Raw genomic sequence first — 14,951 nt, forward strand, 5'->3', positions numbered from 1 at the left:
CGCGCACGATTGTGGCTATATCTCGCCAGGTGAGCGAGATTGACCGCACTCGCGAAAAGGGAGGAGTCACGCGGTCGTGGGCGGGACAGTGGGTGCCGCCGCAGTTGCGGGTGTGATGGCGGGAAGGCGTACCTCGATGGTGGCGCCGCCGCCGGGCGTGGGGGTCAGCGCCACCGTGCCGCTGTGTGCGCCCACGATGGTGGCCACGATCGCCAGGCCGAGTCCTGAACCGCCGGAGGTGCGGGTGCGGGAGGTGTCCGGCCGGTAGAAGCGTTCGAAGATCCGGTGCGCATCGGCCTCGGGCACCCCAGGGCCGTGGTCGACCACCTCGAGTACGGCGTCACTCCCCTCAACGCGGGTGTGTAACTCCACGGCGGTACCGCTCGGTGTGTGCTGGACGACGTTGCCGATGAGGTTCGTCACCACCTGGCGGAGCCGATCGGCATCGCCGCGGACCAGCACGGGACCGGAGGCGACGAGCGAGGTGGGCCGGCTCGGGTCCAGCGCCCCCAGATCGCCGACGGCATCGTTGGCTATCGCCGTCAGATCCACGTCGGTGATCCGCAGATCACGCCCCTCGTCCAGCCGGGCCAGCGCGAGCAGGTCGTTCACCAGGGAACCCATCCGGATTGCCTCGTTCTCGATCCTGCCCATGGTGCCCGGCAACTCCTCGGCCGGTACCGCACCCATCCGGTACAGCTCGCCGTATCCCCGGATCGATGCCAGCGGGGTGCGCAACTCGTGCGATGCATCGGAGACGAAGCGTCGCATCCGCGCCTCGGAAGCTGCCTGAGCGGCGAAGGAGGTCTCCAGGTTCGCCACCATCGCATTGAAGGACATCCCCAGGCGGCCCACCTCGGTGGTGTCCGGGGCGACAGGGGCGCGGCGGCTGAGATCTCCGGAGGCGACGGCGGCGGCGGTGTCCTCGATGTCTTGCAACCCGCGAAGGGAACGCTGCACGGCGACGTACCCGGCGGCGGCCGCAAGGGTCACCACGCCCAGGCCCACGAGCAGGGTGAACAGCTGCATCCGGGCGAGGGTCGCCGTCACATCGTCCATCGGGAGAGCGACGGCTACGGTGACGGGTGTGTCCTGGCCGACGAACCCGCGCAGCAGCACCATCCGCCACGTCGAGACGCCCTCAACGGATCCGATGGTCTGGGTCTTCCCTGCCAGAGTGTCGAGCTGCTCGTAGGTGACCGACGGGATGTCGGGCACTGCGTCGGTCCCGGTGGTGGCGGGGATGTCCATGAACGTGGAGCCGTCGGCGGCAAGCACGCGCACGTAGTAGGTCGTGACCGGTTGCTCGCGCTCGTCCTGCGGGTCGAACGGCCCACGGTTCTCCAGCAACTGCACGGCGTTGTCGAGATTGTCATCGACCTGGGCGATCAGGGACTGCTTGAGCAGCGTCATCGTCACCACGCCGGTGGCCACGAGTGCCGCCACGAGCAGGGCCACCATGATCAGCACGAGGCGCACCCGCAGCGGCATGCGCGTCAGGACGGTCTCGCGCTGCTGGCCAGGCTCCTGCGCCGGCTGGTCGTGTGCCTCATTGCTCACGGAGTACGTACCCCACGCCGCGTTTGGTGTGGATCAGTGGACCGGTGGCCGCGTCGTCGGTGAACGGGGTGTCGATCTTGCGGCGCAGGTAGGAGATGTAGGACTCCACGATCGCGCCGTCCCCGCCCCAGTTGTACGCCCAGACGTGATCCAGGATCTGTGACTTCGACAGCACGCGCCCGGCGTTCAGCATCAGGTAGCGCAACAGGGTGAACTCGGTCGGGGAGAGGTCGATCTCCACGCCGGCTCGGCGCACCTCATGCGCATCCTCGTCCATCTCCAGATCGCCCACCCGCAGCAGTGCCTCCTCGGACATCGCGGCAGCGGTCTGGGCGCGGCGGAGCACCGCTCGGATCCGGGCGATCACCTCATCCAGGCTGAACGGCTTGGTCACATAGTCGTCCCCACCCACGGTCAGCCCGGCCACCTTGTCCCCGGTGTCATCCTTCGCCGTCAGGAACAGCACCGGCACGTGCGTGCCGGCCTCACGAAGACGCCGGGTGACGGTGAATCCGTCCAGATCCGGGAGCATCACGTCCAGCACGATCAGGTCGGGAGTGACCTTATTCGCCAGGCGGAGGGCCTCCTGGCCGTCCGCTGCCACGGTCACGTCGAACCCGGCGAAACGCAGAGACGCCGAGAGCAGCTCACGGATGTTCGGCTCGTCGTCCACCACGAGGAGCCGCGCCTCGGGGCTCGACGACGACGATGTCTGCATACTGGTCATGTCCCCAGTGTGCGCGCCCGGACTGAAAGTTTCCTGAGAAGTGGCTGCGAGCTCTATGGGTGAGCCCGCAGCCACCCGCTCAGTCGGCCACGTCGTAGAACGAAACCGACTCGAACTCGGCGACGGTGGCCGGTTGGCTGCCGCCCCCGGCGTACAGGCCGACCTGAGGTTCTGAACCGGCCGGCAGGGTCCAGGTTGCCCCCCAGCGCCAGTTCTCACCGTCGGTTGAGCTCGCGCTGCGGTAGCGGAGTTCGCCGGTGTCCGGGTCCGTGCTGTGGTGCAGGCGCAGCCACATGGTGGTCGCTGTGGGCCCACTCAGGTGCGCACCCCAGTCGAGCCGGCCGGCGGTGCTCATCTCCTTGCCGAACTCCACCTGGCGGGTCGAGTGCAGGGCGACGTCCCCCAGGCGCAGCAGGTTGTCGTCGTCGGCGTGCACGATCAGACCTGCCTGCTGGTAGTTGCGAATGGTGTTCTCACCGAGGTCGAGGGTGAGCTCGGTCTCCATGATCCAGTCGCCCTCCGGTGCCTCGCGCAGCAGCAGCGGGCCGGTGTTGCCGGCCCCCACCACGTCCGTGCTGGTCAGCGGCCAGTGCAGGGCACCATCGTCGATGGTGACGTCCTCCTGCTCGCGGACCCAGCTCCATCCCGGCGCCAGCGTGCCCTCGAACTCCTCGGTGAACAGCGCCGCACCCGGCTGCGGGGTGGCGACCGCCTCGGTGACCGGCTGATGGACCTGCGCCACGCTGAGGTTGTCGATCTGGACCGGTCCTTCGGTAGCCGTGACCGCCAGGTGCCGCCGTGGCATCGCTGCGGGGGTCGCCAACCGGACCTCTGCCAACGGATCACCCAGGCGGCTCTCCTCCAGGCGTGCGTGCAGGACTCCGTCGCGGGACTCGACGATCAACGCCGTGAATGCCTCCGGGTCGAAGGTCTCCGGCAGGTCCGTGACCGCGTCGGCCGAGTCTCGTGGGCTGCCCTGCCAGACGCGCAACTCGTTCGCGTCGGCGTCCACCTCGACACCGAGGCTGTGCGGCCCGGCCCGCCTCCACTCCACGGTGAGGCTTCCGGTGCCGTCGGGGAAACGGACGTCGGCCTCGATCCGTGATTCCCGGGGGAGCGGTCGGCGGGACTCGACCCGGGCGGGATCGGCCGTGGGTTCCAGCAGACCCACGGCACCGGCGTCATTGAGCTCCTCCGGGACCGAGCGCCAGCTGCCGGAGACGGTGCGCAGCGAGGTGCTGCTCGCCGGATCGTCCATCGTGATGCCGAAACCGGATCCGGTGGTGGGGCCGGTCAGGGTCCCCTCGGTGGGACCGGCCCCGGCGGCGGCGAGCGGCCATCCGTCGATCCAGTCCAGGCGGTCGATGAAGGTGGGTCGCTCGTTGATGCCTCCGGGCGCATCCAGCCATGCGTCGTCGCGTTCGATGCCGTGGTACAGGATCCAGTCCTGGCCGGTGGTGTCGCTGAAGAAGGCGTGGTGGCCCACGCCGATGACGGAGTTGCCGTTCTGCGCGAGCACTTGGGTGCCGCCCACCCGGGAATCGGCCATGGAGACGCCCTCATGGTCGACGAACGGCCCCCACGGTGTATTCGAGCGCCCGGCGTAGACGCTGTACCCGGTCACCGGACCGGCACAGCAGTTGGCCGAGGATGCGGTGAGGTAGTAATACCCGTCCCGCTTGACGACGAAGGCGCCCTCGTACCGGTCCGCGACCGTCACCTGGACGGGGTCGCCGACGGCGCGTAGCCCGGTCTCATCGACCTCGGCCACCCAGATGCCACCGTGGTAGCCACCGAAGTAGAGGTATCGCCGGCCGTCGTCATCGGTCAGCAGCGCCGGATCGATCGTGTTGAAGTAGCCCCCGTTGCCGTCCGGCCGGGGGTCAACCACGGCTTCGTCGGTGGCCGTCCAGGGGCCATGGGGGGTGGGCGCCGTGGCAGCCCCGATGGCGTAGTTCCATTGCCCGGGATCGGCCACGGTGTCTGTCGCGGTGTAGTACATGACGTACTGGCCATCGACGTACCGGATGTCCGGCGCCCAGAACAGCGACGACTCCGTTGCCCATGTGGGGCGGCTCTCCTCGTCGAACACCTCACCGAGGTACTCCCACTCGCTGAAGTCCTGCGTGCGGGCGATGTGCATGAGACCGAAATCGCTGGGTGCCTCGGTCAATGGGTCGCTGGTCGCATAGAGGTACCAGTAACCGTCCTTCCCGCGAATCACTGCCGGATCGGCGTACGTATCGGAGAAGGGGTCGGAGATCGGGTTGTGCACCTCCACTGACTGCGCGGAGCCGGAGCTCTGCGCCGGCCCGGGCGCTGCGGCGGTCGGAGCCGTGGCCCCGAGAGTCAGCGCGCCGATGCAGGCGAGCGTTGCACCGATGGCAGGTCTGCTTCGCATGGGTCTCCCTTGTCCGGCCGCTGCTGGCGACCTCCTCGACGGCGTCATGCACTCGGTCGAGACAACCCGCCGGGCGTGCGGAGTCGGGGCGGGCGAACCACGTTGTACCCGCGGTGACCACTGCAGCAGACGGCGATGTTGCCTTCGTGGATCCGATTTACAACGGATAACCTACTGATGTCGGCAGGCCCTGGCAACTACCGTGCAAGTGTCGCCGCCGAGCACGTGCTACCCAGCGAAGGGGCCCGAAACTCGGGGTTGATCCGCACAATGGGTCGAATGTTCGGCCCCTGGGCGGCCGGTGAAGCCCAGCCGGTGAAGCCCGAGTTGGTGAAGCCCGAGTTGGTGAAGCCCGAGTTGGTGAAGCCCGAGTTGGTGAACCCGGAGTCCCGGGCCCGTGAGCGGGCGGACCGGCGGCTACAGGTAGTGCGCTGGGTCGAAGGACTCCAACGGGATGATCCGCACGCGCGGCAACGGCACGGTGAAGGCATGGATGTCGTCTTCGAGGTCCACCATCTCCAGCCCGCGCTCGGTCAGTTCGGAGAACTGGTGGTTCACGAACTCCCGGAAGGCAATCAGCCCCACCCGGCGCGAGCCGTCGAGCAGACCCTCCATCTGTGGGAGGAAGTCGCCATCATGGCTGGCCAGCAGCACGTCCCCAGGGCGGTTCCGCAGCTCGGCAAGGGTGCGCTGGATACCGATGTCCACCACCTTCTCGCTGGCGTCCCCGGCCAGCGGGATCGGGTGGTAGCCCATCGCGAGGAGCGCCTGCACGAAACTCATCGGCATCTGCCCCGAGCTCGCGTTCAGGAAGAACAGCGCCGTCACCGGACTTCCCCAGCGGGTGCGGGCGTGCTCGGTGATGCGATCCCAGCGCGGTCGCTCCTCCGGGTTCGGCCGGCGGCCCAATACGCTCATCCCGAGGGTGGCGTCGATGTTCTCGCCATCCACCAGCAAGTAGGTGCGGGGGCCCTCGGGGGTCTGCGACATGGGCCCACCTTAGAGGTTCAACAGAGCGGGACGGTGGATCGAGGGCGAGAGATGGTCCAATACGCGGGCCCGGACCACACGTGTGGTCCGGGCCCGTTACCGCCTGCGGTCGAGGTCAGCCGCCGATCTGGCCTGCAGACCCACCGGACTTCAGCGCGGCGAGGCGGGCGTCCACCTCGAGCGCGTCACCAGAGGTCTCCAGCTCCTCGAACTGAGAGTCCAGCGAGCTGGCGGCGATCTCCGCCCGCCCGGCCACCAGGGCTTCCTGACGGCGGACCTGCTCCTCGTACCGGGAGAGCTCGCTGGTGGGGTCGAGCACGTTGATCGAGGAGACAGCCTCGTGCACCTTGGTCTGCGCCTCGGCGGACTTGGCGCGTGCGGCGAGCTGGTCGCGCTTGACCTTCAGCTCACCCAGCTTGTCCTTCATGATGGCGAGGCCGTTCTTCAGCTTCTCCACCACGTCGTTCTGGGAGGCGAGGATCGGCTCGGCCTCCTTGACCTCACGCTCGAAGCCGACCTGCTTGGTCAGCGCCACCTTGGCGAGGTTGTCGTACCGGTCGGCACCGGCGGTGTCTCCGGCCTGGCGCAGCTCGTCCGCCTTGCGGGAGGCGGCCAGTGCCTTGCTGCCCCACTCGCGCACGGAGGCAACGTCGTCGTTGTAGTCCTGTTCGGCCAGGCGCAGGTTTCCGATCGTCTGCGCGACCGCCTGCTCTGCCTCAGCGATGTTGTTCGTGTAGTCGCGGACGAGCTGATCCAGCATCTTCTGCGGATCCTCGGCGCGGTCGATCAGCGAGTTGATGTTCGCCCGCGTGAGCTGGGCGATACGGCCGAGAATGGTCTGCTTCTCCGTCATTGGACTGGTCGTCCCTTCGGTTGGTCACTGCAATCTGATGGATAGTGGTCAAAGTGCGTGTGCTCGTCTGAATGCTCCGGTGACTGTGTCAGAACCGGCCGCCACCTCCTCGGCGTCCGCCGCCGCCACCGAAGCCTCCGCCGAAGCTCCGCCCGCCGCGTGATCCGCTCCCCCCGAAGCCGCCGCCGAACCCGCCGCCGAAGCCTCCGCCGCCACCCATGGTCCCCCCGAGGATCCCGCCGAGGATGAGGGATCCGATATCAATTCCGGAGGTGCCGCGATGGCCGTACTCGCTCCCGCCGTAGCCGAATCCAGCGCCCCCGTGGCCGCCCATCTGGGCGGACTCCCACCGGCGTACATCGGCATGTGCCTGGTCGCGCGCTTGCGAAGCAGCCGCCCAGGCCTGGTTGAGGTGTGCGATCGCCTGCTGCGGTGCCGATGTCTGCGCCGAACGCGCCTGGGCGAGTAACCCCGTGGCATCGGCCAGGCGGGTGCGTGCCTGAGCCCCGACGGCGCCCCGGTGAGTGGCGATGTAGGCGTTCACCGAGCGCACCAGATCCTCGGTCCGCTGCAGGCCCGTCGGGAGCTTCGCCGTGGCACGCTGGTGCACCTCGGCCTGCTCCCGATGCGGGGCCAGGGCCTCGTCGAGCGCATCCTCGGCACCACTGATCTCGGCGAGCGCGGCGATCGGGTCACCGGTCTCGCGGGCTTCCTCGGCCTGCGCGATGGCGGCGTTCGCCCGGGGCAGCACACCCTGCACTTTCGCATCACCGGCGGCGAGCCGGTCGGCGTCCACCAGATCGGCGCGGATCGAGGCCAATGCGGGGTTCAACTGGGCGCGGGCCTCGGCCAACTGGATGCTGCCCTGGTGTACCGACTCGACCAGTGCGACCGCCTGGCCGAGAGCATCTTCGGCGGTGCGCGCGTAGGCAACAGCACCGGCCCGGTCTTCCTCCGCGAGCCGGGCGCGGCCCGCCTGCACCGCCTCCTTGGCGGCGGCCAGCAGATGGCGCGCCTGCTCCGGTGCCTTGGCCACGGACTCCAGCGCCGTCGCCGGGTAGGTCGCGCGGAGCTGACTTAGCGCGTGCTCGGCCGGGGGGAGGGTGTCGCTGATCTCCTGAGCGCGCTGCTCGATCTCGTCCAAGGATTGCGGCGCCCGCTCCTGCATATTGCGCAGCCGCTCGAACGCCTCAGCCTGCTCATCGAGCGAGGCGTCCGCCGCCTCACACAGAGCGATGATCCGGGTGAACCCCGCGCGGCGCTCGGACTCGTTCGTGCCGGCGGAGCGTTCCATGCTGTTCTGTACGCCGAACGCCTCAGCGAGCTGCTCCTTCGCCTCGTTCACCGTGGTGCGGAACTGCTGGATGGCCTGCAGACCGAACTGGGCCTCGGCGAAAGAGAGCTCTTCTTCGGAACTGCGCACGGAGTCGTCCAGGGCCACCAGGGCGGAACCGGCCCGTTGGCCGAGCTCCTCGAGGGAAAGACCAGCCAGTTGCTCCTCGAGGGAGCCCGGCGGTGGGGGAGGAGTAGCACCACTGCCCGTTCGCACCTGCTGCCCCGCCCCGACGGACGCACGCCGGCGGGAACGCGCCACGGAGCGCACCACGACGATCGCGATGATCACCACGATGCCCACTACGAGCAGCACCCAGATGATCGAACCGGAGCCGCCGGTCGCTTCCTCGCGCATTTCATCCGCAGCCGTGACTCCCGCGCCGGTCCAGTCGTCCGCGGCGAGGTAATCCTCCATCGCGCTCTCAACCGACTGCAACTGGGAGTCGCTGAGCGGGAAGGCCTCCGCCACCGACCAGGCGTACGCGCGGTCGGTCACCGCCACCGCGAAGAGTGCGTCGTTCACGCCCAGGTCGGAGAGTTCAGCGGTTTCGTCCGCCCAGTCCGCGGTGTCCATCCCGTCGAAGGAGTCGATGAACACCACGAACAGGTCCAGGTCGGTCTCCTCAGCGAGCCGCGTGGTGGCATCCTCGATCTCGGCCGCGCCCCCGGAGAGGACGCCCTCACTCGTGCGGTCCTCCACGTGACCTTCCACACGGAACGGCTCCTCGGCCAAGGCGGGGGACGCCGTCAGGGTGGTGCTGAGGCCAAGGGCGGCCAGCAGCCCGAGGCAAGCGAGCAGGCGCGGGAGCATGCGGTTCACTCCATGATCTTCGCTGTTCGTCGGCGGCGATGCAACGAACGCGCGTGGGGAGGAGTCACCGTGCGCATGTGAGGCGGCGATGTGAGCCAGCACACGCATGGATTTCCGGCAGTCCAGGTTGCGGGGCTATCTTGCACGCCGTGACCGAGACCTCTTCCTTCATCGCATCCGACGGCCCGCAGGTGAGCGTGGTGCAGCATCAGGATTCTGTGCCGCCGGGGCTCCTTGGAGACTCACTTGCAGGCCTGCCGGTGCAGATCGTGCGCCCGGACCTCGGGGACGACCTTCCGGAGGTCGCGGACCTGGATGCGCTGATCGTGCTCGGTGGCACGATGGCCTCCATCGATGACCAGGAGCACCCATGGCTGGCGCGCGTGCGTGATCTGCTGGCCAGCGCCGTCGAACAGGACGTGCCGACCCTGGGCATCTGCCTCGGCGCCCAGCTTCTTGCGCTCGCCGGTGGCGGGCAGGTGCAGGTCGCTGCCCCGAGCGGGCCGGAGCGGGGGGTGATCGAGGTGCGGATGCGCCCCGATGCGGCGAAGGATCCGGTGCTCGGGCCGGTGATGGACGCTCTGGGCCGGGATATCCCGGTGCCGGCGATGCACAGCGATGCCGTGACCGTGCTGCCGAAGAGCGCCACCTGGCTGGCATCCTCGCTGCAGTACCCGTTCCAGGCGTTCCGGCTGCGCAGTGCTCTTGGCCTGCAGTTCCATCCCGAGGCGAGCGAGGACATCATGCGGCAGTGGGCCGTGGGTGAGGGTCTCGACGCGGATGAGCTCACGGCGGGGTATGCCCAGCATGGTGAGGGGCTCGCGGTGCTCGTCAGGGAGCTCGGCTCGGCCTTCGCCGCACAGGTGCGCCAGCGCGTGACCGTCTGACGGCGCCTGTCTAGGTCGCGGCGAGGTGCTTCGCGAACGCACCCCGGGAGCCGTCAGCGCATGGTCTGGTCGAGAAACTCCCACACGTGCGCCTGCAGATCAGTGCCGAACGCATGCGGTTCGTCCACGAACACCCCGCGATAGGCCTGCGCCGCTCCGGCTCGCTCGTAGCGTGCGGCGATCGTCTGCTGCGCGGCACGCATCCCGTCGAGAGGAAACAGGGCGTCCTGCTCGCCGTAGCCCACGAAGAGCGGCCGAGGGGCCGCGGCGGCTGCGATATCGGGCCAGTCGGCCACACGACCGATGCCCGGGTTCATCATCATCCAGGTGTGGCTGTGCACGTAGCCATCGAGTGCCTGCTCGAGCGTGGTCATCATGCACAGCACGGCGGCGGCGCGGACCTGATCACTGAGTGCGGTGGCCAGTGCGGCGCGCGCACCGCCGCCGGAAAGCCCGAGCACGGCCACCCCGCCCGACTGCACGTCCGCACGCCGCGTGAGGAGATCGACGGCGATCAGGTCCTCCCGGGCGACCATTCCTCCCCAGGAGGTGCCCAGTACGCCGAGCAGCTTGGCCACGGCGTCCTCATGGGTGCCAGCGTGCGCGTCGTAGACCTCACTCTCGGTCAGCCTGCGACCGGCCCGCTCAGCCTCGGCGAGCTGCAACTGGGTGACGGCGGTGCTCCGGCTGGGCATCGCCGTCACCGGGATTCGCCTGCTGCCCCAACCGAAGGCATCCGGGGCGAGGACTGTGTAGCCGCGGCGGGCCAGCTCATTCGCCACCGCGACCGACCCGTAGCCTCCCGCTCGGATCTGCCGGACCCTCTCGTGCGGCGGCTTCGGCCCGTCCGCCACCTTCTCCTTGCCGTAGTACTTCACCCCGCCGTGGCAGTGCATCATCACAGCCGCGGGCAGCGGACCCGCCTCGCCGGCCGGTCGTAACAGCCAGCCGCGCGAGGGGGCGCCCACTGCGACATCCCACTCCAGCTCGGTGCCCGCCACCCCGTCCCGCTCCCAGCTACCCAGCTCGGTCACCTGTGGCTGCCCGGGCTCAATCCAGACTCCGAGCGTGTCGATCAGGCGGCGCCGGATCTCCTGCCCAGTGGGTGCATCGGAGCCGAACAGCGGCCCACGGGAGCGGGCCAGATCCAGCAGGCCGGGAACGCCGGCGAGGTCGGCGGGTGGGGTGATTGACGTCATCGAAGTCCTCCCATGGGCACTGCAGCCTAGACCCTCTGGGTTGACCGCAGGGGCAACGGCACCGAGGGGGTCAACGTGAGCGGGGATCCTTGAGGGATGACATCGCGTCCATCAGCGTGGTGTGGATGTAGGCCAGCGCGGGTGTGGTGAACGACTCCCACGATTGGTCATCGGTGGCGTCTGCTGAGGTGGTGCCCTCCCATCCCGCGCCGTCGTGTTCCTCACCAGTCGCTGAGGGGTCAGCCTCGGTCCAGGCGGACGCTGCCGGGTCGTGCTTGTAGACCCACCACAGATGACCGAAGGGGTCCGCGAACCGAGAGAGCACGTCGCCCCAGAAGTCGGTGGGTTCGGTGACGATTCGGGCCCCGTGCTTCGCAGCGCGCTCCAATGTGGCTGCTGGGTCCTCCACATAGACGCGCACGAACGCCGGGGTGTATGGCCAGTCAGGCTTGCGGTCGGCGATGGTGATGGTCGAGTTGCCGATCACCAGTTCGGAGTGCAGCACGAGCCCGTCCGCGTCCGTGGTCCGGGCGTCTGGGACCTCCGTGGCATCGAAGACGTCGACGAGAAAGCGGGCAAGGTCACCCGCGTTGTCGGTCATGATGAACGGGTCGACCGTGGCGGAGCCGGCGGGGGTGGGAGGAGCGGTGGGGGTCTCGGACATGTCGTCTTTCCTTCCAATGGGTTGCGATGCGTCACCACCATCTCCCCTCTTGTGGCCACTCGATGTCCGCAAGCTCGCGTAGCGTCAGTGCATGTCCTCCACCAGTGCCCGGGCTCTCGATCTCCTCGGGCTGCTGCAGGTCCGGCGCCATTGGCCGGGCCACGAGCTGGCGCGGCGGCTCGGAGTCAGCCAGCGCACCCTCCGCCGCGATGTGCATACCCTGCAGGAGATCGGCTATCCGATCACCACGAGCCCAGGGACCGGCGGGGGGTACCAGCTCGGTGCGGGCACCTCCCTGCCACCATTGGTCCTGAGCGAAGATGAGGCCGCCGCAACGGTGATGGGCCTGCAGGAGATCGCGACGGGCGCGCACCCCGCTTCCGCGGACGCGGCCGTCAGTGCCATGGCCAAGATCGTGCAGGTCCTTCCCGTGCGCATCCGCGGCCGGATCGATAGCCTGCGCGCCGTCGCGCTTCCCGCGGGCCTTGCAGCCTCGCGAGCTGCCATCAGCGATGTCACCGCGCTGACGACGGTGGCGCTCGCCTGCCGCGACAGCGAGACCGTCTCCTTCTCCTACACCTCCAGCGAACACGTCTCCACCCAGCGCGAGGCCCAGCCGCACCGCATCGTCAACGTCGAGAGCCGCCTGTATCTCGTGGCCTGGGACCTTGGGCGTGCCGACTGGCGCACCTTCAGGATCGACCGCATCGCAACGCCGTGCCGCACTGGCGACCGGTTCGCCCCTCGTCGCCTGCCTGATGACGATCCGGTGGTCTACGTACGCGCACAGATCGGATCTGTGCCCGCCCGGTATCGCGTCCGCGCGACCGTGTTCGGCGCAGCCGCGAGGGTGCAGGCAGAGATTGCGCACTACGGGAGCGTTGAGCCCATCGATGATCACTCGTGCCGGGTCAGTATCGCCGCCGAGTCCTTGGATTGGGCCGCCTTCTGCCTGGCAGCGTCGGGCGCACCGTTCGTGGTCCACGGCCCATCAGAAGCCGTCGAGCACATGAAGGAATGGGGGCGCAGGCTCACCGCTGCCACCGACGGGCTCGCAAGCGCGCCCTCCAGCCATTCGCGCGGAGCGACCGGGCATCCTGCACCGTAGCGTGGTCGAGGACGCTCCCGTCCGCGGAGACCGGCCGTGACGGATCAGGGCATGGCGCGGAACCGATCGGCGTGTTCCTGGGCCCACAGGGCGAAGGTTCGGGCGGGGCGTCCGGTGACATCCTCGACCGTCGGTAGCACGACGCCACTGGAATCGGGCGGGTTCGTTGCCAACTGGATTCCGAACTCCACGTAGTCGGCGTCGTACCCATAGCCGCGCAACCGTTCGCGCTCCTGAGCTTCGGTGAGGGGGACGAACGTGAGGTCGGTGCCGGTCGCCTCGGCGAGGACCCGGACGCGTTCCTGTGGCGTGAGTGCCTCTGGTCCGGTGAGTGGGTAGGTGCGACCGCCGTGCCCTTCCTCGGTGAGGGCGCGCGCGGCGACGCTGGCGATATCGGCCTCGTGGACCATGGCACTCGGATAGGTCGCCAGCATCGAGACGGTGCGGCGCGTCCGGGCTTCCTGCGCCCAGTCGAGCGCATTGGCCATGAACTCCACGGGATGCAGAACGGTCCAGGTGAGAGCGCTGGCCGCGAGAGCCCGTTCGATGCTGGTGCGCGACCAGCCACCGAGCACCGTGGCTCGCCGGACGCCATGGTGTTCAGCGTGGCCGACGATGTCTGAACCGTTGGACAGGTCCTCGAAGTCGTCGCCTCCGAAGGTGATCAGGTGAACCGCATCGACCCCGTCGAACGCACGGTCGAGCGTGGTGGCGTCGGTGAGGTCGCCTTCGACCACCTCCACGCCGGACGGGAACCGGGCAGCGGAAGGGTGACGGGTGAGCGCACGGACATCGTGCCCCTCCTGATGGAGCTGAGAGACGAGGTGCCGCCCGACCTGGCCGGTTGCTCCGGTGATGAGAATGCGCATGTTCATGGGCCCCTTCGCGAATGTGTTCTGCTGCTGATAGCAGCCATCCTCGGCCCCGTTGCGGACACGATAAGTCCACAAGCGCATCAGGTCCGCCCAGGACATCGGTGCGAGATTGCCGCAATAATGGAGTACGTACTCTAGTATTGCCCGCATGGACGCTACGCAGCTACGGCAGCCTCGAATCATCCCGATCGGGTTCGGGATCGCGGTCCTGGTCCCTGGGGTTGGACTCGGGTTCGGCGGTCCGGCCCTCGCCGCATGGCTGGTCGACCTACTCGACAGGTCACCGCTCCCGTCGCCCGGTGTGCTGCAGGTGATCGCCGGGCTGCCGTGGTCGTGGTCGATCCCGATCGGTGTGGCGCTCGGGGCGATCGGAGCGGCCTTTCTCGCGTCCACTATCGTGCACGAGAGTCTGCGCCTGAGTGTGGCGAGCGATCGCCTCGAGTATCGCCAGGAGGACCAGGATGGGTGGATCGACCGCACCGATGTGGCAACGGTTTACCCCGAGGGGAGCAACGTCGTCGTGCTCGATGCATCCGGGCGGATGCGGGCGCGACTCAATGCTGACGGGCTGAATCGCGAGGCAGTCCAGAGCGCGCTGCGCGAGCACGGCTACCCCTGGCGTGATCAGGACCCGTTCGAGGCCGACTATCAGCGGTGGGCGGACGGCAAGCCCGGCTTCACCACGGCCGAGCACCGCCTCATCAGGCAGTGGCGGGAGAAGCGGCGCAAGAACACCGACCGCATGGAGGCCGAAGAGGCGCTGCGCGAATCGAACCTTGTGGTCCGTTGGTGCCAGGACAGCGTGGAGGTTCGTCGAGCGGGAGAGTCGGACCATGGCACGGACAGTCGACCCGCAACGTCATGAGGCGCGGCGGCTGCAGATCATCGACGCCGCCATCACTGTCATCGCTGCCCGAGGATATGAGCGCGCCACCACGGCGGCGATCTGCCGCGAAGCTCGAATCGGATCGGGGACGTTCTTCCACTACTTCCCCACCAAGGCTGAGTTGCTCGTGGCGATTCTGCGTCTCGGCACCACCGAGGCGGAGGATCTGCGCACGCGCCTCAACGAGCAGGACGATCCCGTGGTCGCGTTGGATCTCGTTGTCGAGCAGGCGATCACCGATGCCGAGGATCCGCGGGTGGCGGGTTTCGTGCGCGCTGTGGCCACGGTGATGTCCGAACCCGCGATTGCTGCCGCACTCGAAGCCGAGGAGCAGGCACAGCGGGGGATCCTGGTGGAGTGCATCGTCCGTGCGCAGCAGTCTGGTCAGGTGCGCACCGATCTGTCCGCCGACCGGCTGGCCTCCTGGCTACGGCTGTTGCTGGACGGCTTCCTCGAACAGATCGCCACCGCCCCCGCGTTCACCGCACAGCGTGAAGGTCCGGTGCTACGGGAGGCGGTGCGGGCCGTGCTGACCGGACCGACGAGTGTGCGTGGGACCTGACATCGTCCAGGCTGCCGCACTCGACTCATGACTGTTGATCCGGTCAGCCTGCGGCAACCCGGTCACGGATGATCGCGTGAGCGCCGGGCCCGG

The 14,951-nt window shown here is 68.4% G+C and carries 13 protein-coding genes; 4 read left to right on the forward strand and 9 right to left on the reverse strand.

Annotated elements, in window-relative coordinates:
• Positions 1 to 66 precede the first annotated feature (66 nt).
• From LQF10_RS03785 to LQF10_RS03810, 6 genes are all read right to left on the reverse strand, one after another.
• Positions 67 to 1,560 (reverse strand): sensor histidine kinase, encoded by a 1,494-nt coding sequence (locus LQF10_RS03785; protein ID WP_231066168.1) that lies wholly within the window; start codon positions 1,558 to 1,560, stop codon positions 67 to 69.
• Positions 1,550 to 2,287 carry a response regulator transcription factor gene (locus LQF10_RS03790; protein WP_231066169.1) on the reverse strand — a complete coding sequence of 246 codons (738 nt, stop codon included), beginning with the start codon at positions 2,285 to 2,287 and terminating at the stop codon, positions 1,550 to 1,552. Before LQF10_RS03790 ends, LQF10_RS03785 begins: the two co-directional genes overlap by 11 nt.
• A 79-nt stretch (positions 2,288 to 2,366) precedes the next feature.
• A complete protein-coding gene (locus tag LQF10_RS03795; protein WP_231066170.1) occupies positions 2,367 to 4,688 on the reverse strand; it encodes a glycoside hydrolase family 43 protein in 2,322 nt (773 codons plus the stop codon).
• A gap of 417 nt (positions 4,689 to 5,105) precedes the next feature.
• Positions 5,106 to 5,678 carry an NYN domain-containing protein gene (locus tag LQF10_RS03800; RefSeq protein WP_231066171.1) on the reverse strand — a complete coding sequence of 191 codons (573 nt, stop codon included), beginning with the start codon at positions 5,676 to 5,678 and terminating at the stop codon, positions 5,106 to 5,108.
• Positions 5,679 to 5,793: 115 nt separating this feature from the next.
• Entirely contained in the window at positions 5,794 to 6,531 is a 738-nt protein-coding gene (locus tag LQF10_RS03805; protein ID WP_231066172.1) for a PspA/IM30 family protein, read from the reverse strand.
• Between the two features lie 88 nt (positions 6,532 to 6,619).
• Positions 6,620 to 8,677 carry a TPM domain-containing protein gene (locus LQF10_RS03810; protein ID WP_231067239.1) on the reverse strand — a complete coding sequence of 686 codons (2,058 nt, stop codon included), beginning with the start codon at positions 8,675 to 8,677 and terminating at the stop codon, positions 6,620 to 6,622.
• A gap of 149 nt (positions 8,678 to 8,826) precedes the next feature.
• On the opposite strand from LQF10_RS03810, the gene LQF10_RS03815 reads away from it, so the two are divergent.
• On the forward strand, positions 8,827 to 9,564 hold the full coding sequence (locus LQF10_RS03815; protein WP_231066173.1) for a type 1 glutamine amidotransferase: 738 nt from the start codon (positions 8,827 to 8,829) through the stop codon (positions 9,562 to 9,564).
• Positions 9,565 to 9,617: 53 nt separating this feature from the next.
• Here the strand turns inward: LQF10_RS03815 and LQF10_RS03820 are convergent, their stop codons facing one another.
• Positions 9,618 to 10,763 (reverse strand): dienelactone hydrolase family protein, encoded by a 1,146-nt coding sequence (locus tag LQF10_RS03820; protein ID WP_231066174.1) that lies wholly within the window; start codon positions 10,761 to 10,763, stop codon positions 9,618 to 9,620.
• A gap of 70 nt (positions 10,764 to 10,833) precedes the next feature.
• A complete protein-coding gene (locus LQF10_RS03825; protein ID WP_231066175.1) occupies positions 10,834 to 11,427 on the reverse strand; it encodes a VOC family protein in 594 nt (197 codons plus the stop codon).
• 91 nt (positions 11,428 to 11,518) lie between these two features.
• On the opposite strand from LQF10_RS03825, the gene LQF10_RS03830 reads away from it, so the two are divergent.
• On the forward strand, positions 11,519 to 12,535 hold the full coding sequence (locus LQF10_RS03830) for a helix-turn-helix transcriptional regulator (protein WP_231066176.1): 1,017 nt from the start codon (positions 11,519 to 11,521) through the stop codon (positions 12,533 to 12,535).
• 44 nt (positions 12,536 to 12,579) lie between these two features.
• On the opposite strand, the gene LQF10_RS03835 is transcribed toward LQF10_RS03830, so the two are convergent.
• Entirely contained in the window at positions 12,580 to 13,509 is a 930-nt protein-coding gene (locus LQF10_RS03835; RefSeq protein ID WP_231066177.1) for an SDR family oxidoreductase, read from the reverse strand.
• Positions 13,510 to 13,558: 49 nt separating this feature from the next.
• On the opposite strand from LQF10_RS03835, the gene LQF10_RS03840 reads away from it, so the two are divergent.
• Positions 13,559 to 14,275 carry a YqeB family protein gene (locus LQF10_RS03840; protein WP_231066178.1) on the forward strand — a complete coding sequence of 239 codons (717 nt, stop codon included), beginning with the start codon at positions 13,559 to 13,561 and terminating at the stop codon, positions 14,273 to 14,275.
• Positions 14,244 to 14,858, forward strand: a complete 615-nt coding sequence (locus LQF10_RS03845) for a TetR/AcrR family transcriptional regulator (RefSeq protein ID WP_231066179.1) — start codon at positions 14,244 to 14,246, stop codon at positions 14,856 to 14,858. Before LQF10_RS03840 ends, LQF10_RS03845 begins: the two co-directional genes overlap by 32 nt.
• The last annotated feature ends 93 nt before the right edge of the window (positions 14,859 to 14,951 follow it).

Origin of the sequence: Ruania halotolerans, assembly GCF_021049285.1 — a bacterium.
Taxonomy (GTDB): domain Bacteria; phylum Actinomycetota; class Actinomycetes; order Actinomycetales; family Beutenbergiaceae; genus Ruania; species Ruania halotolerans.